We start from the raw sequence: 18,724 nt of genomic DNA on the forward strand, positions 1-18,724 counted from the left end.
CGCAGGAACATGAAATGGCCGAGCCAGCCTCTGCAACAAGCCCCGAACTCGCCGGAGGCTCCCTCCGTTCCCGCTACCGATTTCTGCGGCGTTTTGCGCACCTCGCTCTCGCCTATTGGACGGCGGAGGAACGCTGGAAAGCGAGCGCTCTGACCGTGGCGCTCCTGCTCCTCACGCTGATGCAGGTCGGGCTTGCGATCTGGACGAATTACTGGAACGGCGCGCTCTTCGATGCTCTGGGTGAGCGCTCCGTGCCGAAGTTCCTGACCCAGATCGGCATTTTCGCCATCATCTTTATCCTGACGATGTGCGTCACCGCCATACACCTCCAGGTCAAGCGCACGCTTCAGGTGAGCTGGCGCCAATGGCTGACCGCCCGCGTCGTGGACCGCTGGATGGCTGAAAAGCGGCACTACCACCTCATCTTCACGCCCGGCGAGCACGACAACCCGGACGGCCGCATCGCAGAGGATGTGCACATCGTGACCGAGAACGCGATCTCACTTGCGCATACGCTCGTCTATTCGATATTCATCCTTGGCAGCTTCATCGACATTCTGCTTTCCGTCGCTGGCAGCACAACCTTCAGCGTTCGGGGATCATCCTTCTATATTCCCGGCTACATGGTCCTTCTGGCCTTCCTCTATGCAGGCGTCGGCACGGGGATGGGGCTCGTGCTGGGCCAGCCACTTGTCCGCTCCACGAACGGCCTTCAGACGACGGAAGCGAATTTCCGCTTCGCTCTCGCAAGGGCGCGCGAGAACTCGGAATCGATCGGGCTCCTCGGCGGTGAGCGCATGGAAAGGCTGCGCTCGTCCCGTCTCTTTGCGGACATAAGGCGGTGGTGGTCGCGGCAAACGCTCGCCCTCACCTGGATTCTCTTTTTCACATCCGGTTACGGCGCGCTTCTCCCCGTCTTTCCCATTCTCGTCATGGCGCCGCAATATATCGCCGGCACGATGACCCTCGGCGTTCTCATGCAATCCGCGCAGGCGTTCCAGAAGCTCACCTCCGCCCTTTCCTGGCCCATCGACAATCTCGCCGACATGGCGCGCTGGCGTGCCTCGGCGGAGCGCGTTCTCTCCCTCCATGACGATCTCCAAAAGCTCGACGAGGCGCGCGCGAAGCTCGACGAGAACCGCATCGCCGTCGGCAAGGCTGTTGGCGAAACCCTCATCGTCCGTGATCTGCGCATAGCACGCCCGGATGGACAGGTCGTGCTGGACGGGCTCAACCTGCAGGTGCGGACGGGTGAGCGGCTTCTCATCGACGGAGATGCAGGCGCGGCGATCGACCTTTTCAAGGTCGTGGCCGGTCTCTGGCCATGGGGCCGCGGAGAAGTTCTGCTCCCGGCCGCAAGTTCCATATTCTTCATGCCGCGAAATCCGTTCATCCCTCATGGAACGCTCGAAGAGGCGCTCAGCTACCCGGACGCGGCCGGCACTTTCAGCAGGGATGATCTTCACGACGCGCTCGAAAGCGCAGGGCTCGGCTATCTCGTAACCCGCCTCGACGAGGCCGATGCCTGGGACCGCAGCCTCACCGTGCGCGGACAGCAGAGATTGAGCTTCGCGCGGCTGTTCCTCCGTCGGCCAAGCTGGATCTTCATGCAGGAAGCGACCGATGCCTTCGACGCAAAGAGCGAGACGAAGATCATGGAAGCGGTTCTCTCCTGTCTCCCCGGCGTGACGCTCATCACCATCGGCTTTCATGCCGCGCTCGAGCCTTTTCATCAGCGCAAGCTCTGTCTCGAGAGGGCAGCCGACGGGCGCTATCTCTTCGGCGGCCCGCCCGCGCCCAAACTGCCGGAATTGTCCGAGATCGACGAAACCTATTCGGGGTGAACTGATCCGCTTCGGCCGTCGCGCCGCGGGAGAATGACATGAACGACAAGATCGCAGTGCCGCAATCGGAACTTCCCGGCACCGAACTCGATACCTCCCTCCTGCCCCCGGACTTTCTCTGGGGCGTTTCGACATCGAGCTATCAGATCGAAGGCGCGGCCCGTGAAGACGGGCGCGGTCTCAGCATCTGGGATGTCTTCTGCCATCAGAAGGGTCGCATCGCCAATGGCGACACGGGCGACATCGCCTGCGATCACTACCACCGCTACGCTGAGGATATTGTGCTGATGCGCGAGATGGGGGTGCGCGCCTATCGCTTCTCAACCGCATGGCCGCGCCTTCTGCCGCGCGGTCGCGGCGCGGTCAATGAGCAGGGCCTCGCCTTTTATGACCGCCTCATCGACGGCTTGCTCGAAGCCCGCATCGAGCCCTGGCTCTGCCTCTACCATTGGGACCTGCCGCAGTCGCTCGACGATCTCGGCGGCTGGACGAACAGGGATATCGCCGGCTGGTTCGCGGACTATGCGGCGCTCGTCGCCCGGCGCTATGGCGACCGGGTAAAGCATTTTGCCACCTTCAACGAACCCTCGGTCTCCACGCTCTTCGGCTATGCGCTCGGCTGGAACGCGCCAGGCATCGCCGACAAAAGCTCCTATTACAAGGCGGCTCATCACCTCAACCTCGCTCACGGCGCGGCGGTCGATGCGATCCGCGACCTTCTCCCTTCCGCCCTCATCGGCGCCATTCACAACCGCCAGCCCGTCTTGCCCGAAAGCGGAAAGCCCGAAGACGCGCGCGCGGCGGAGCTGCTCGACGCGCACTGGAATCTCCTTTTTCCCGAGCCGCAGAGTTTTGCCGCCTATCCCGCCCTCATCGCGCATGAAATTGAGCCCTATCAGCAGGCGGGCGACATGGCTCGCATCTGCCGCAGACTCGACTGGTTCGGCGTCAATCACTACTCGCCCATCTATGCGCGGGCGGACGCCTCGAGCCAGCTCGGCTTCGCCTGGGGAAAGCCGCCCACTTCCGCGCAGCAAACGGGTGTCGGATGGTCGATCCGTCCGGACGCCTTCCGCGACGTTCTGATAGCCGCGTCGCGACGTTACAGGCTCCCGATCTATGTCACGGAGAATGGTTCGGGCGGTATCGACGCGCCCGACGCCACAGGCGCGATCGTCGACAACGCCCGCATCGACTATCTGCGCGCCTACACAAATGCGATGGGCGAGGCGATCCGAGCCGGAGCCGACATACACGGCTATTTCGTCTGGTCGCTTCTCGACAATTTCGAATGGGGTGCGGGCTTCACAAATCGCTTCGGCCTTGTCCATGTCGATTTCAAAACGCTCAAGCGCACGCCCAAGGCCTCCGCACACTGGTACGCCAGCCTCATCCGCAAGACACGCAAGGACTGATCCGATGCCCTCCGCCCCGCTCGCTGCCGACGCCGGAACCATCATCCAAAATCCATTCGGGCGGGAGCATGTCGACCTTGGCGGCAAATGGCGCGTCATCGTCGATCCTCGCGCGCCCGCGCATTATCCGCCGCTACCGGGCCGCGACATTGCCGGCATTGCGGGTGGCCGCGAGGCTGCAAGCGGTCTCGAGCTTGTGGAATTCGCATTCGACGACAGCGTGACGCTCCAGACCGGCCGGGATTGGAACACGCAGGACGCACGCCTTCTCTTTTACGAATCCGTCATCTGGCATCGCCGGGATTTCACCTTTTCCAGACGCAGCGAGCGCCGCTACATGCTTCACTTCGGCGCTGTCAATTATCGCGCCGAAGTCTGGCTCAACGGTATCCGCCTCGGCACGCATGAAGGCGGCTACACGCCTTTCGCTTTCGAGGCGACCGCAGCGCTGCGAGAGGGCGCGAATTTCCTGATCGTCAGGGTCGATGCGCGTCTCGACGCCAGGACCGTGCCGCCCATCGTCACCGACTGGTGGAACTACGGCGGCATCAAGCGCGAAGTTCTGCTCCTGAGCCTTCCCGATGCGTTCATCCGCGACTACTGGTTTCGCCTCGTCGGCCTTTCGCCGCGGATCGTTCACGCCGCATTCTCCATCGACGGCGCGGTGGGTGGCGAGATCGTTACCGTCTCGCTACCGGCCATGAACGAAAGCGCCCACGCCATTGTCGATGCGACGGGACGCGCGGAAATCCGCTTCGAAACGAAAGCACCGCTCTGGTCGCCGGCTGATCCGCAACTCAACGAGGTTGAAATCGGATTTCACGGCGAAACGATACACGACAGTATCGGCTTGCGGGTGATCGAGGCACACGGCGCCGAGATCATCCTCAACGGAGCGCCGATCTTTCTGAAAGGCATAGCCGCGCATGAGGAAAGTCCCTTGCACGATGGCAGCGCCTTCGGCGCGGAGGACGCGCGCGCCACGCTCACTCTCGCCAAGGATCTCAACTGCAATTTCATCCGCCTCGCTCATTATCCCCATAATGAATTCGTGACGCGGCTAGCCGATGAAATCGGGCTTCTCGTCTGGTCGGAGATTCCCGTTTATTGGGCCGTGTCATGGAGCGATGGCGACACGCTTGATGCCGCCCGTTCGCAACTGCGCGAGATGATCCTGCGCGACAAGAACCGTGCTTCCGTCATCATCTGGTCCGTCGCCAATGAAACGCCTCCGACCCCGGAGCGTACGGATTTTCTGACCTCGCTCATCCGCGATGCCCGCGTGCTCGATCCCTCGCGTCTCGTCTCGGCGGCCATTTATGGCCGCAACAAGGACTTCCGCGAGCCGCTTTTGAGGACGATCCGCGCACGCGCGCTCCTCGATCCGTCGATCTCCGACGAGGCGAAGGCGCCCATCCGCGCGTCTCTCCTGGCGGACGGCATAGACATTGACGACCGGGAGGCTCTTGAAAAGATGGCGAGCCCTCCCCCGCTCATCATTGACGACCCGCTGCTCGACGAGCTCGATGTCGTCGCCTTCAACGAATATCTCGGCTGGTACACGGCCGCACAATGGGCGGGTGCCGTGCCGATCCCGGAGGCGCAAATGGCGCGGCTCATGCTCGATCTCCTTCCCGAATTGCGGATCGCGCCGCGCGCGTCGAAGCCGTTCCTGATCAGCGAGTTCGGCGCTGACGCGAAATCAGGGTTTGCGGGCGACGATATAACCATGATGTCGGAGCGATTTCAGGCGCGTCTTTATGTGCTTCAATTCAGGATGCTCGCGAATTGCCCCGCTCTCTCCGGCGTCACACCATGGGTTCTCAAGGACTTCCGCTCCATGCTCCGCACGCATCCCAGCTATCAGAATTATTTCAACCGCAAGGGGCTGGTCGATGAAACGGGAAAGAAGAAGCCCGCCTTCGATCTCGTCAGACGGCTTTATGGGCGGACCGCCGTCGCGGAGGCCCGGTCGGTCTTCGGCGCCTCCGGCCATGACACGGAATTCAAGGAAATTGCGGCGGCAACGAGGACGGAGTAATTTTTCTCCATGCCGCTCCACACGGGAAACGGATTTCAACTCCGGCCATAAGTGAGAGAAAATGACACATCCCGCTTCGCCCTACGCCCTGCCCGCAACGATCGAAGCCGACCTTGCCGAAGTGCACACCTATTGGCAGAGCCTCATTCGCGGCCAGGCCAGCGACATGCCTTATTGGGATGATGTGAAGCTCTCAGCCCTGCCGCGGCTCGAGGACCGGATGATGCTCATCGGCGTCTTCGAGAAGCCCGAGCGGTTCCGCTTCGAAATCATCGGCCGGCGGATCACGGAGCATTATGGCAAGGACGTCACCGGCAGCTTCGCCGACGAGATCGCCTCCGCCGCGCCCCTCGAATATCTCCGCGCACAGGCGAGCGCCACCGTGGAAAGCCGCGCCCCAACCTATGTCCGGCATGGCGCGCAGGCGCGGCTGCTTCTGCCTCTCTGGGGCAACGGACGCATCAGCATGCTGCTCGGCGCGGTCGCCTGAGGCTAGAGCGGCCTCGGCGACACGTCCCGCGCAAGGCGCGCGACGTCTTCTGGCCGGCAAAGCTCCGTACCCGGAGAGAGAAGTGCCGCCGATCCTGCCGCAACGGCGCGGCGGAATGCCTCCGCCAACATCTCGCCCGATGCTATGCCCCAGACGAGCGCGGCGAGAAAGCTGTCGCCTGCGCCCACCGTGCTCACCACCTCCACCTTCGGCGCTTCGGCGCGCCAAGCCTCGTCCCGCGTGACGATCAGCGCCCCCTCCTCGCCCAGCGTCAGCGCCACCATCTCCGTCTGCCTTGTAGCGATGAGGCGGCGCGCGGCCTCGAGCCAATCCCTCTCGCCATCGAGCGCCATACCCGTCAGTTCGCGCAATTCGCGCAGGTTGGGCTTGATGAGAAAGGGAGATCGGGAAAGCGCCGCCGTCAGAGGTTCGCCCGAAGTATCGAGCACAAATCTCGCACCGAGCGAATGCGCGATCCGCGCGACCTCGCCATAGAAATCGACCGGCACGCCGGGCGGCAGGCTTCCGCTCGCGACGATGTAGCCAGGCTTCTCCTCGAGCCTCGCCACGGCGTCGAGCGCCGCGAGCCAGCTTTCCCTCGCAAGCTCCGGGCCGGGCATGACGAAGCGGAACTGATTGCCGCTCGATTGTTCATAGACCGTGAAATCTTCGCGCGTCTCCGTCATCTCCCTGATGACGAGATCGCGTATGCCCTCCCGGTGCACGAGTTTCTGCAGAAGATCGCCGGTCGAGCCCCCGGCCACATAGATCGCCAGAACATCCGCCTCGAAGCGGCGCAGCACGCGGGCGACATTTATGCCGCCGCCGCCGGGGTCGCGATGCGCGGGCGCGCAGCGCAGCTTGTGGGTCGGCTCCACATGCTCGACCGAGGTCGAAACGTCGATCGCCGGGTGCATGGTCAGGGTAACGACTTTTTCGGCCTTCATAGACGCCTCACTCTTACCGGTTGCCGCTAGCGCCGTTCCCTCTCCTCGAGGGCGTGGCGCAGGCGGCGGATGAGAGCATTCTTCGCGCGGTCGTCGGCCGCGCGATCAAGCTCTTCGCTGATGTCGAGCCAGAGTTTGGAGAAGTCGTTGTGCCAGTCGAAGCGGCCCACCTCTTCGGCGCGCAGGCGGCGGGGCCCCGGCCGCAGGCGCGGTCCCGGCAACTCGGTCATGAGATCGAATATGTCATCGAGCGTCGGTTCGATGATCCGCTCGCCATCGAGGCCCAGATCGGAGAGCGCCTTGTGCATCGCTTCAAGCCCCGCATCCTCGCCATGGGTGAGCAGGATCGCCCGCTTGACCGGGCTCCGCTGCCGCACCCATTCGACGAGCGCCGGACCGTCCGCGTGGCCGGAATAGATGTCCGTCTGGCGAATGCGCGCGCGCACCCTGATTTCCTCGCCCTGAATGCGAACGGCCTTGGCCCCGTCGGCGAGAATCTGGCCGAGCGTGCCTTGCGCCTGATAGCCGACGAGAAGCACCGTCGAGTTCTGCCGCCACAGATGATTTTTCAGATGATGGCGGATGCGGCCCGCATCGCACATTCCGCTCGCCGCGATGACGATGTGATTTCCCTCCATGCGCTCGATCTGCATGCTTTCGGCCGGCGTTTCGGTCGTACGCAGAAAAGGTGTGGCCATCGCCTTGCGGAAGGCATCGCCATTTTCAAGCTCGTCGGCATGGTCGATGAAGGCTTGCGTAGCGCGAATGGCAAGCGGCGAGTCGAGGAAGATCGGAATGCGGGGCGCGGCGCCCGAATTCACAAGCTCGACGAGATCGGCCAGCAGCTCCTGCGTCCGCTCCACCGCGAAGGCGGGAATGATGAGCGCGCCGCGATCCTTGAAGGCATCCGTCACTTCCTTCGCCAGAATCCTGAGCCGGTCGTCATGCGTCAGCCGCTCGCGCGTCCTGCCGCCATAGGTCGTCTCGCAGATCAGATAGTCGAGATTTTCCGGCGACTCCGGCGCGGCATGGAATGTCTGCGCGTCGGGCCCTATGTCGCCCGAAAAAAGCAGCCTGAGGCGGCGCGGCGCGGCGGCGCCTGCGTCGATTTCGATCTCGATCGAGGCCGAGCCCAGAATATGGCCTGCGTTCCAGTAGCGCGCGCGGACATCCTCGGCTGGCTCGAACCAGCCGTCATAGGCGACCGGCTTCATGAGGTGGAGGCACTCTTCGGCGTCGGCGGCCGTGTAGATCGGCGTGACGGCGGGCCTGCCGCGCCGCGCATTGCGGCGGTTGAGTTCCTCCACTTCGACTTCCTGAATGTGCCCGGCATCCGGCAGCATGGAGCCGAGAAGGTCGATCGTGCCGCGCGTCGCATAGACCAGCCCGCTGAACCCGTGCTTGGCGAGCTTAGGGATGAGCCCGGAATGATCGATATGGGCGTGGGTCAGAAGAACGAAATCGATCTCGCCCGGCGCGAAGGGAAAGGACTCATAATTGAGTTCCTTCAGGGTCTTCGCGCCCTGAAACATGCCGCAATCCACCAGGAATTTGCACCGGTCCGTCTCGATGAGATAACACGAGCCGGTAACCGTTCGGGCGGCGCCGTGCACCGTCATGGTGATCGCCATTTTCGTCCTCTGTTGCCTCGGTGCCCGGCGGGACTTCGGGAGCTTGGGTCACGCCGTCGCAGTATACACAACTGGAATTAAACGGGCGCAAAGGGCATCATCCGCCACGTGAACCCGCCTGAAACCGCAAACTCACCCTCACCTTCTTTCCCCGGCACGATGACTGACATGCTTTACGACGACCCCGCCGCCCTTGCCGACGACATCATCGCGAAGGTCGGAAAGAAGATCGTTCTCGCCCTGCCGCTCGGCCTCGGCAAGGCGAACCATGTGGCGAATGCGCTCCATGCCCGCGCGGCTGCGGACAGCTCGATCAGCCTCACCATCGTCACGGCGCTGACGCTGGAGAAGCCCCGCCCCTCCGGCGAGATGGAGCGGCGCTTCATGGGTCCGATCATCGACCGGCTGCTCGGCGGATATCCCGACCTCGCCTATGCAAAGGCGCTGCGGCAGGGCACGCTTCCCTCCAATATCGAAGTGCATGAGTTCTTCTTTCTGGCCGGGCGCTGGCTCGGCGTGCCGCGGGCGCAGCAGAACTACATCGCCGCCAATTACACCCATGCGCTCGCCTGCATTCTCGACCGCAAGCCGAACGTCGTCGCCCAGCTCGTCGCCAGGCGCGATGGCGAGGGTGGCGCCCGCTACAGCATGAGCTGCAACACCGATCTCACCATCGATATTCTGGCCGCGCGCAAGGCGGGCAAGGCCGATTTTCTCTTCATCGGCGAAGTGAACAGCGAGCTTCCCTTCATGGAGCATGAGGCCGAAATCGCGCCCGGCCAGCTCGATTGCATCCTCGACAGCGCGGCGACCGACTTTCCGCTCTTCGCGCCGCCCAAGGAGCCCGTGAACCTGACGGACTACGCCATCGGCCTGCAAGCCGCCCATCTCGTCGTCGATGACGGCACGCTCCAGATCGGTATCGGTTCCATGGGCGATGCCGTGGCCCATGGCCTCGTTCTCCGGCAGCGGGAGAACGAGGTGTTCCGCGAAGCCGCCGAACGGCTCTCCGCATCCCGCACATCGACGGTGCCGGTGCATGAAGCGCCGTTCGAGATCGGGCTTTTCGGCTCGAGCGAGATGCTCGTCGATTCCTTCCTTGATCTGATGAAGACTGGCATCGTGAAGCGGGAGGTCGATGGCGCCGTTCTTCACGGCGGCTTCTTTCTCGGCCCGCGGAACTTCTACCGTGCCTTGCGCGAAATGCCCGACGACATGCGCGCGAAAATCCGCATGAAGGCCATTTCCTATGTCAATCAGCTCTATGGCGATGACGAGCCGGCAAGGCGCGCGGCGCGGAAGAATGCGCGCTTCATCAACAGCGCGATGATGGTGACCCTGCTCGGCGCGGTCATCTCCGACGGGCTCGAGGATGGCCGCGTCGTCAGCGGTGTCGGCGGCCAGTATGATTTCGTGGCGCAGGGTTTCGCGCTCGAAGACGCGCGCTCCGTCATTACGCTGCGCGCGACGCGCGAGAGCGGTGGAAAGACCGTGTCCAATATTCGCTGGTCCTATGGGCACGTCACCATTCCGCGCCACCTGCGCGACATCGTCGTCACGGAGTATGGCGTCGCCGATCTGCGCGGCAAGACGGACCGCGATGTCGTCGCGGCGCTTCTCGCCATCGCCGATTCCCGTTTTCAGCCCGAGCTTCTCGAAGCGGCAAAGAAGGCCGGAAAGATCGAAGCCGGATACGAAATCCCCGCCGCCTGCCGCGACAACACGCCCGCGCGGATCGAGCGCGCGCTCGCGCCGCTTGCGAAACGAGGGCTTCTCCCGCCCTTCCCGTTCGGCACTGATCTCACGCCCATCGAGCAGCTTCTCATGCCCGCGCTGGAACGGCTCAAGGCCGCGTCCGCCTCGCCCATGGCGCTCATTCGCCTCGCGCTTCGCGGATTGGCCGGGCCGGAACTTTCACCCGATGCGCGGATCGCGCTCGGCCGCATGGGGCTCGACCAGCCCTCGGGCCTGAAGGAGCGCTTCTATGGGGCGCTGCTGCGGGGCGTGCTCGCGGATAGCTGAAATGCGCCTCACCGCACGGTGAAGGCGACGGGGCCAACCGTTTGCGGTCCACCCGGGGTTTCGACACGCGCTTCGACGGCATAGCTCCCGCGCCTGACGGGCCACATGAATTCGCCGCCCCTGCCCTTGCCGGCAACCTCGCCATTGACGAGCCATGTCACCTCGTCCTGCCCGTCCACGCCGGCAAGCGCGAAGCGGTAGAGCTGGCGGTCGCTGGGCAACCGCGGATCATAGGCGAGGCGCAGATTGGGCGTCGGGCTCAGCATGGAGGGACCGGCCACTTGCCCCCGCGTCGCCGCGAGGCGGGCGCCGCCCTTTGCATGGAAGTCGAAAATCTGTTCGCAACCGCTCTGGCCATAGGCGCAACTGTCCGACAGCACGAGATCGTCGGCGAGCGGCAGCGCCTTCGTGTTCCCATCACGATTGAGATAGGCGAGGAGGCCGCGCAGCACGAGCGCAGGGCCCGTCGAGCCCGTGATGCCGTCCGTCGGCGTCTGGTCGAGATTGCCCATCCAGATGCCGACGACATAGCGGCTGTCGAACCCCACCGACCAGGCGTCCCGATAATCCGTCGAGGTTCCGGTCTTCACCGCCGTCTGCACCGGCAGGTTCAGGGTCGAGTAGCGGCCGAACTCCATGACGCGTGCCCATGGGTCGGAGAGCACATTGCCGATCATCGTCGCCGCCTCGGCGCTCATCACGCGGGCACCGTTCGGCATCGGCCGCGCGTCGGCAATCGCCCTGAGCCGCACAGGCACCCCGCCATTGGCAAGCGCCGCATAGCCGCGCACGAGTTCCAGAAGCGACACCTCGCCATTGCCGAGCGCGAGCCCATCGCCATAGAAGCCCGCCGTTCGCGTCAGGCTTGCAAAGCCGAGCCCGCGCAGGAAATCGAGATAGCGGTCCGGCCCGACGAAATTCACCGCATGGATGGCCGGAATGTTGAGCGAATTTCCGAGCGCCTGACGCACGCTCACCTCGCCATAGAATTGATGGCTGTAATTGTTGAAGCGATGAAGCCCCGTGCCGACGGCCTCCGAATATGGCGCGTCTTCCATACGCACGGCAGGCGACCAGCCAGCATCGAAGGCTGCGGCATAGAGAAAGGGCTTGAGCGCCGAGCCCGGCTGGCGGGGAATGAGCACGGCGTCGAGAAAGCGGCCGGGAGTCGCGCCCGCCGCGTCAGCGCCCGCCACGACCCAGGCGAGAATTTCGCCGCTCCTGTGATCGACGACAAGGACCGCGCCATTATGGACGCGGCGCGGCGCAAGGCTCGCCAGCCGCTGGTCGAGAAGGTCCTGCGCGAAGTCGACAAGTCCCGCGTCGAGCGTTGTCGCCACGCGGCGTGGTCCCGCCGCCGCCGACGCCTCGGCTTTCAGCTGCCGCTCGACATAGTTGCGAAAATGTCCGATGGCGGAGCGTCGTGGCGGTGGCTGCAGATCGAGATTTGCGTCGATCGCCCGCTCCCACTCACCGGCGGACAGAACGCCTGCGCGCCGCATGGCGGTGGCCAGGCGAATGCTGCGGCGGTCGAGGATTTTCGCGCCGCCGCGATAGGGATCGAGGCCCGAAGGGGCGCGTGGAAGGATCGCAAGCGCGATCATCTCGCGCGTGTCGAGCGTGTCGAGGTCGCGGTCGAAATAGTAACGCGCCGCATTGGCGACACCGCGCCGGTTCGAGGCGTAGGGCACCTGGTTCAGATAGAATTCCAGAATATCCGCTTTCCGGTAGCGCGCCTCGAGCCGCCGCGCGTCGAATCCTTCGAGCCATTTCGACCAGAGCGTGCGCGGCCTCGGCACGATCATCCGCACCACCTGCTCGGTGATGGTGCTTGCGCCGCGCACATTGCGGCCGGAACGCAGGCCCTGCCAGAGCCCATGCGCGCGCGCCAGCCAGTCCACGCCGCGATGCGCATAGAAGCGGCGATCCTCGGCGATGAGCACCGCTTCCTGCATCCGCCGCGGCACGCGGTAGAGCGGAACCTGGTTCTGGATGTTCCAGTCGCCCGCCTCCTCCGTCAGTATTTTCCCGTGCCGGTCGAGCAGGATGTTGGGCGCGGCGCGGGGGCCGAGCGACAGGGCGCGCTCATCGGCAAGCCCCGCCCATGTCGCCACCGCGAGCCCCGCCACGAGCGCTCCGAGGCAGAAGCCCGACCAGCGCCGCCAAGACCATTCATTCGGTCTTGGAGGCATCCATTCGAGATTTATCCAGCTCCAGACGAGCCAGCGCATGGCTTATGGCTTCTCCTTCACGACAAGGCTTCCCGGCACGCCGAGGCCGTAGACGTCCGGGTCATAAAGCTCCTCGGCCTTGACGCCCGGACGCTGGAACTCGCCCGTCGCGATCGCCTGCGCCACATAGCTCAGATGATAGTTACCAGCGTCGAGATAATCCGAATAGAAGCGCACGCTGTCGTGGCGCAGTTCCTGATGATAGAAGGACCAGTAGCTCGCGGCATATTCGATCCAGTCCTTGTAGCGGTTCCACCAGCTTCCTTCGGGCCGCTGGATCTCGGCCTTCGCCGCATCGACGCGCGAGGCCGTGGCCAGATCCCGGTTGACGGGTTCGAGCCCGCCCGGCACCGGATCGTTGACGACGACAAAGGCGCGCGCCGCCGGCAGCGAGAGATAGAGATCGACGCGCACAAGTTCGCCGCGCGCGATTTCCGCCTTGTCGCCGAGCAATTCCCATTTGCCGTTGCGCTCGACGCTATATTCGCGCCGCACCTCGATGCCGCTATTGACGGCGGAAGACGAGATGTCCGTCGGCGCGTAAGCAAGCCGCGTCGCATAGTAGAGGCGTCCATCACCCTCGCGAGTGATCCCGACCTTCGCCTCGCGGCCCGGATCGCCCGCGCCGATTTCGTGCGTCAGCGTCGCGGGCGCCGACTTGACGCCCTTCAGCTCGGCGCTCCCCATCGGCTCGCCATCGAGCGTCACCGTCGCCTTGATATCGGGCGCGACGCGCTCATAAGCCGAGGCATAATCGATGAGCGCATTGGTGCAGAACATGTTCTCCTGCGTATTCGCCCAGTAGCCTTGCGACTTCTGCCCCTGCGAAATGGCGCGCACGAGCTTGAACGCCATGTTCTCGATGCGCCCCTTCTGGTCCTCCCGCTTTCCATAGGCAACGAGGCTCGAAAGGATCGCGCAATTGTCGCGCATCGGCGTCGAGAGAATCCGGTTGAAGCCTTCGCCCGTCTCCTCGCTGAAAAGGAACTTGCCGGATGTCTGGTTCGAATGGGCCAGAATGATTTCGGCAAGCTCGTCCGAGAGTTTGCCGCCGCTTGCATCGCCAAGCGAAAGCGCCGCCTGCAGCGCCATGGCATTGCCGAAGAGGCCCATCGTCTTGAATTGCGGCCGCAGCCGCTCGATGTCCCTCTCTGTCACCTTCCCGCGCTGGGCGAGCGCGGCGAGTGCAACCGCGCGCACCGAGGCCGTCATGTTCTGCGAGTAATATTTGGGCGCTACATCCCTCCGCAGGAACTCCCCCAGATAGTCCTGGAGCTTCGCATCCACCGCCTCGGGTATCTCGACGCCGCGTTGCCGGAGCCAGCCGAAGGCAAGCGACGTATAGGCGGAGAGATAGGGATCGACGCGCTCGCTGGAGGGCACCCAATAGGCCATGCCGCCATTCGGCGCCTGATAGTCGGCGGCGCTCGCCACCATCTCTTTCAGCACATTCGCCGCGTCCTGCCATTTCATGTCGGCCGGCAGATAGCTTTCGAGCGCCGCATAGTTCGCCGCCATCACCGCCTTCGTCACCCGCTGCTCCCAGCAGAAGAAGGGATAATCGGCGATGAAGCGGAAGGCGCCCGCCACATCGGTCACGACTGTCGGGCTCAATATGACGGAAAGGTCGCCCGCGTCGGACCTCATCGCCTTGGGAAAGGCAACCGGCACGGTCACATCGTCCTTGTCCGTCGTGCCGTAGAGCGCGGCGTTGACGAGGCCGTTCCGTTTCCCGACGGGCAGCGCATAGGCGTAGGCGTCGCGGTCGGTTTCATCTCCGGCCGTGACCCTGAAGGCGATCTCGCCCTTGCCCACATCGCGTTTCAGCGCGACGCGGCCCGCCGCCAGCGGCATGAAAATGGTCGTCCGCTGATAGGGATCGAGCTCGACCTCGCGTTTCAGGCTCTGCGGCGCTTCGCCTTCAAGCGTGCCGTTCGCCGCGATCTCGATGGCGATCTTCCGCTTCTTGTCCGTCCGGTTCATGACGCTGAACCCGGCGGAGAATTTGTCCCCTTCCATGACCTGGTTCGGCATCACGGGCCGGATCTCCGTCGGCCGGTTCACCTTGAAGTCGCCTTCGCCAAGACCGACGCGATCGGTCGGCGTCGCGCCGATGACGAGAACGCGCCAGCCCGTCAGATTGTCGGGTGCGTCGAATTCGATGCTCGCATTGCCGTTCGCATCCGGCCGGACCGAAGGGTTCCAATAGGCCACATATTTCGAGTCTTCGCGGAACTTGAAGTCCGCGCCGCCATCGCCGCCGGGATTGGCGCCCTTCTTTTCGAATTTCTGACGGCCGACGAGTTTCAGCAGCAGGTTGTAGTTGCGCACGTCGAGCCCATCGAGGCGGTAAAGGCCCTTATAGGGATCGAAATAGGCCTTGCCGCCGGTCACGAGATCGAAGACCGCCTGATCGAGCACGGCAACGGCGAGTTCGATCGGCTCCTGTTTCGTTTCATGCAGGGGCGCGGCATGGAGCGCGACCTTGACCTTTTCGCCAGGCCTGTAGTCCGCCCGCTCGGCCGCGGCCTTCACCGACAGCAGATTGTAGGGATCGATGACCGGCACGGCGACATAGCCCATGCGGAAGGCGGGCTTGCCGAGATCGACCATGTTCTCGTCGAGCGGCTTGTCGACGCGCGGGCTCATGAGAACGACCGAGACATAAAAGCCCGGCGCATATTCCGGCTTCACCGGAATTTCGACGATGGGCGTCGAGGTGGTGAAGGTTTCGACGAAGCGGTCGATGACGCCGTAGCGCTCGACGGTGATGAGCGCCTTCGCATTCGGATAGGGGTTCTTGATGAGATAGCGCGCCGTCTCGCCGACCTTGTAGGACGACTTCTCGGGGAACATCTGCAAGGCCGTGTCCGGCCCGCCGTCCCAGAGCACCACCTCGGCGCCCACCACCCAGAAATCGCTGGTAGCGATATGCGTCTTCCCCTTCGTGCCCTTGACCGTCGCGGTGATCCGATATTCGCCCGCCTCTTTCGGCGTGATGCTGCATTCGGCGGGCACGGCCTCGGGCGTCCCCTGGCAATCGCCCACCTTCTCCCAGCTCGTATTGTAGACGGTCTGATAGGCATTGCCCGCGGACTTCACCCGCGCCGCCGTCACCTTCTTCATTTCGATCTTGAGATCGACGGATGCGCCTTTCACCGGCGTCCCGTTCTCATCGACGACGATATAGCTGTAGGTCGCGGGCTTGCCTGCCTGATAGAGCCACTCCTTCGGCTTGAGGCCGACGAAGCGGTCGGTCGCGGCGAAAGTCGCCTCCACCGCATTGGCGACATTCTTGCCGCGATCGTCCATGACGGCCGCCTCGAAGGTGAGATCGCCGTAAACGTCGTTGCCCTGATCGGGGATCGCGATCGTGGTTTTCGCAATACCCCCGGCGTCGAGCGGCTGTTCGATCTGGGCGATCATCCTTTCGTAGCTCGAGGTTTCGAGATCGCTGCGCGAGAAGTCGAAGCCCGCCGCAACGGGATGCGCCGACGACATGGGGCGCGGCGCGAACATCGCCGTGATGCGCGCGGTCGCATTGGTGTAGGGCCCGCCCGAGTGAAGCTCGGCCTTGCCCTCGACCTCGACCGGCGCGGAAGGCCCGAACACCTTGCCATTGACGCTCGTGGTCACACGGAAGGATGCGGGCGTGAAATCGCTGACGAGCACCTGCATCGCCCTCCAGGCGAACCAGCCGGAAGGAAGCGCGCCCTCGGCCGTTGCGTCCGTGCCGCTGCCATCCTCCGATCCGTCCGTCTCGTCCTTCGCATTCGCGTTCAGCTTCTGCAGCAGGCGGAACTTGTACCAGCCGACCGCGCCCGTCTTCGGCACAGTCACGCTGCCGTCCGTGGCGCCGAATTCGCTGAGCGCGATCTTCTTGATGTCCGCTACGACCTTGCCGGTCGGATCGACGAGCTGGAGGCGATAGATCGAAGGCGGCGGCGCCACGAGCCCCTCATTGCTCTGTCCACGAACGAATATCTTGTACTGAATGGTGTCGCCCGCGCGATAGACGCCCTGCGCTGTCGTGCCCCAGACGCGCATATGCTCCTGCGCGGACATTTCCATGGGCCACACCTGCTCGCCGGAAGCGCGATAGGTATCGGCCTCGAACTGATAGTTGATCGGCAGCAGCGCGAGGTCGTCGCCCTTCTCGACGCGGACCGTCAGCGCCTTGTCGCAAACGGACTGATAGACCCCCGGCTCCGGCGCAACGCCGGGTAGAACGGCAAGGCCGTTCTCATCGGTCGTCGCCGTGGCCTCCACGCGCTCCGGCTCGTTCCATTTCGCCGGCACCGTGCCTTCGCAGACGGCGGCGCTCAGCGCCGGGTCGCGGTAGCGCATCACCCGCGCGCCGGCCACGGGCGCGGCGGTCGCGAGATCTGCGACCCAGACCAGCGTGTTGAAGTGGCCGACCTTCACATGCACGCTGAAGGGCGTGACCTGCGCGAAGAGAAGTCCGGACTTTTCATATGGGAGCTTCGGCGTCGTCGAGAGCTTGCCGAGAATGGCGCCGGAGCGCCCTTCCAGCATCTCACGCACGCCGAAGGGAACCGCATATTGCACGTTGCGGATCGGATCGAGCTTCTCGCTTGCGGCAAGACCGTTCTCGATACCGCTCACCCGCAGGCGGGAATAGGTGAAGTCGCGGCTCGTCAGATTGTTGACATAGAGCGGCACCTCGCTGTCGATGCCCTTTTCCAGAACGGCAATACCGTTTGGCAATTCGAAATTCGGCGGCCGGTTGTCCATACGCCAGCGGACCGACAGCGGCCCCTGGAGCTTGCGGCCGAAAATATCGACGATCGAGCCCTTGTCGCCGGGCTTCAGCGACGCCTCGTAATCGCGGTCCGAGCGCAGATAGACCGGGAAGCGCGCCGAATATTCGTCGCCCTTCTGGCGACCCTTCCAGTTGTAATAGCCATCCGTCTGCTCGGGATCGACATTGGCCCAGGGATCGCTCTCGGCATCGGCTTTCGGCAGATCGGGCGAGAGCTGGACATGATCGCGGATCTCCTTCGCGCGCACGGGCGATGTGAAAAGCAGCCGGACGAGATTCCACGGGCCGCAGGCTCCCGCCGGCGGGTTCGCCTCGTCCGGCCTGATGACGAGTTCGGTGCCATCGTTCCGCGTGCATTTCAACCCGGCAAAACGGAAATCGCCGAACGTCGCGAAGGCCTGCACCGACTGGTCGATGACGCTGCGCTCCGGCCCAAGGCCCGAAACGAGCCCCGGATGCATGACGAGTTCGGCCTCGGTGTCGAGCGGCAGCGGCGCTTTCGGCATCACCAGCCATGCGCGGCGCGCCCATTCCTCCGTCCCAGGAACGGATTCCGGTCGGAACCACGGGAAGTAGGCGAGAATCCGCCGGAAGAAGCCGACAATTCCCGGCTCGCGCTCCACCTTGACCAGCGCGTCGTCCGGCGCCTTCGACCAGTCCGGTCCCTCCGAGGCATGAACGGCGCGCGTGCCCGCCTTGTCGCCCTTCCATGAGAATTCGAGGCGGTTCACCACCGTGTCGCGGCGCACCGGCTGATTGAAGGTGACGAGGACCGCCGGTTCGCCGGGCCCCGCCCATTCGGAGAACTCGGCCCGGTCGAGCGCCACACGCATGGTCACGAATTCGTGGCGGAACGGCCCGGCCAGCGTCGTTCCATCCTCGGCCTTGATCCCCGGATTGACCGTCATGCGGTAGCGGGTCGACGCCTTCAGCGCATCCGCTTCCCTGAGCTCGCAGGCAAGCGCGCTTTCATTGAGCCAGCGCCACTCGCAGTTGAGCTTCGGCTCGATCTCGACGGGAATTTCCGCCGCCGTCCGCTCCATGCGCCCGAGCGGCACGACGGGCCGGTCGAATTCGATGACGATCTGCCGCTCGGCGGGCACATCCTCGCCCGAAGGCGTGATGCGGGCGACGGCAAGATTGCCCTCGGCCGCCTGCGCCGCTGCACCGGTCAAGTCGGGCGAGAGGATGAGCGAAATGGAAAGAATAAAGGCGAGCAGGGAGAGCCGGGGAAGCAGATTCATGGATGAGCCTTCGCTGAACTCCTCGAATGCGGCGAGCATAGCACGCGGCCACCACCTCATGACAGGCGGGGACCTT

The 18,724-nt window shown here is 64.1% G+C and carries 9 protein-coding genes; 5 read left to right on the forward strand and 4 right to left on the reverse strand.

Features of this window, described 5'->3' with window-relative positions:
• Window positions 1-14 precede the first annotated feature (14 nt).
• The 4 genes from PKA57_RS07065 to PKA57_RS07080 all read left to right on the forward strand — a co-directional run bounded on the left by PKA57_RS07065 (window position 15) and on the right by PKA57_RS07080 (window position 5,790).
• Complete coding sequence (locus PKA57_RS07065; RefSeq protein ID WP_324298935.1) at window positions 15-1,844, forward strand: ABC transporter ATP-binding protein/permease; 1,830 nt, start codon at window positions 15-17, stop codon at window positions 1,842-1,844.
• A 38-nt stretch (window positions 1,845-1,882) separates the two neighbouring features.
• Window positions 1,883-3,259 carry a GH1 family beta-glucosidase gene (locus PKA57_RS07070; protein ID WP_324298937.1) on the forward strand — a complete coding sequence of 459 codons (1,377 nt, stop codon included), beginning with the start codon at window positions 1,883-1,885 and terminating at the stop codon, window positions 3,257-3,259.
• Between the two features lie 4 nt (window positions 3,260-3,263).
• Complete coding sequence (locus PKA57_RS07075) at window positions 3,264-5,300, forward strand: glycoside hydrolase family 2 TIM barrel-domain containing protein (RefSeq protein ID WP_324298939.1); 2,037 nt, start codon at window positions 3,264-3,266, stop codon at window positions 5,298-5,300.
• A gap of 61 nt (window positions 5,301-5,361) precedes the next feature.
• Window positions 5,362-5,790, forward strand: coding sequence for a hypothetical protein (locus tag PKA57_RS07080; RefSeq protein WP_324298941.1), 429 nt, complete (start codon window positions 5,362-5,364; stop codon window positions 5,788-5,790).
• 2 nt (window positions 5,791-5,792) lie between these two features.
• On the opposite strand, the gene PKA57_RS07085 is transcribed toward PKA57_RS07080, so the two are convergent.
• Both PKA57_RS07085 and PKA57_RS07090 read right to left on the reverse strand, forming a co-directional pair.
• Entirely contained in the window at window positions 5,793-6,737 is a 945-nt protein-coding gene (locus PKA57_RS07085) for a 1-phosphofructokinase family hexose kinase (RefSeq protein WP_324298943.1), read from the reverse strand.
• Window positions 6,738-6,763: 26 nt separating this feature from the next.
• Window positions 6,764-8,368 carry an MBL fold metallo-hydrolase gene (locus tag PKA57_RS07090; RefSeq protein ID WP_324298945.1) on the reverse strand — a complete coding sequence of 535 codons (1,605 nt, stop codon included), beginning with the start codon at window positions 8,366-8,368 and terminating at the stop codon, window positions 6,764-6,766.
• Window positions 8,369-8,536: 168 nt separating this feature from the next.
• Here PKA57_RS07090 and PKA57_RS07095 point away from each other — a divergent pair, with 168 nt between their 5' ends.
• On the forward strand, window positions 8,537-10,390 hold the full coding sequence (locus PKA57_RS07095; protein ID WP_324298947.1) for an acetyl-CoA hydrolase/transferase C-terminal domain-containing protein: 1,854 nt from the start codon (window positions 8,537-8,539) through the stop codon (window positions 10,388-10,390).
• An 8-nt stretch (window positions 10,391-10,398) separates the two neighbouring features.
• Here the strand turns inward: PKA57_RS07095 and PKA57_RS07100 are convergent, their stop codons facing one another.
• Both PKA57_RS07100 and PKA57_RS07105 read right to left on the reverse strand, forming a co-directional pair.
• A complete protein-coding gene (locus PKA57_RS07100) occupies window positions 10,399-12,621 on the reverse strand; it encodes a transglycosylase domain-containing protein (protein WP_324298949.1) in 2,223 nt (740 codons plus the stop codon).
• A gap of 3 nt (window positions 12,622-12,624) precedes the next feature.
• A complete protein-coding gene (locus tag PKA57_RS07105) occupies window positions 12,625-18,648 on the reverse strand; it encodes an alpha-2-macroglobulin family protein (protein ID WP_324298951.1) in 6,024 nt (2,007 codons plus the stop codon).
• Between the last annotated feature and the right edge of the window lie 76 nt (window positions 18,649-18,724).

It is taken from the genome of Parvibaculum sp. (assembly GCF_035325945.1).
Lineage (GTDB): Bacteria > Pseudomonadota > Alphaproteobacteria > Parvibaculales > Parvibaculaceae > Parvibaculum.

Excerpts from the sequence above, each read along its gene's own strand:
- PKA57_RS07065 (WP_324298935.1), top strand. The coding sequence starts at position 15 with ATGGCCGAGCCAGCCTCTGCAACAAGCCCCGAACTCGCCGGAGGCTCC.
- PKA57_RS07070 (WP_324298937.1), top strand. The coding sequence starts at position 1,883 with ATGAACGACAAGATCGCAGTGCCGCAATCGGAACTTCCCGGCACCGAA.
- PKA57_RS07075 (WP_324298939.1), top strand. The coding sequence starts at position 3,264 with ATGCCCTCCGCCCCGCTCGCTGCCGACGCCGGAACCATCATCCAAAAT.
- PKA57_RS07080 (WP_324298941.1), top strand. The coding sequence starts at position 5,362 with ATGACACATCCCGCTTCGCCCTACGCCCTGCCCGCAACGATCGAAGCC.
- PKA57_RS07085 (WP_324298943.1), bottom strand. The coding sequence starts at position 6,737 with ATGAAGGCCGAAAAAGTCGTTACCCTGACCATGCACCCGGCGATCGAC.
- PKA57_RS07090 (WP_324298945.1), bottom strand. The coding sequence starts at position 8,368 with ATGGCGATCACCATGACGGTGCACGGCGCCGCCCGAACGGTTACCGGC.
- PKA57_RS07095 (WP_324298947.1), top strand. The coding sequence starts at position 8,537 with ATGCTTTACGACGACCCCGCCGCCCTTGCCGACGACATCATCGCGAAG.
- PKA57_RS07100 (WP_324298949.1), bottom strand. The coding sequence starts at position 12,621 with ATGCGCTGGCTCGTCTGGAGCTGGATAAATCTCGAATGGATGCCTCCA.
- PKA57_RS07105 (WP_324298951.1), bottom strand. The coding sequence starts at position 18,648 with ATGAATCTGCTTCCCCGGCTCTCCCTGCTCGCCTTTATTCTTTCCATT.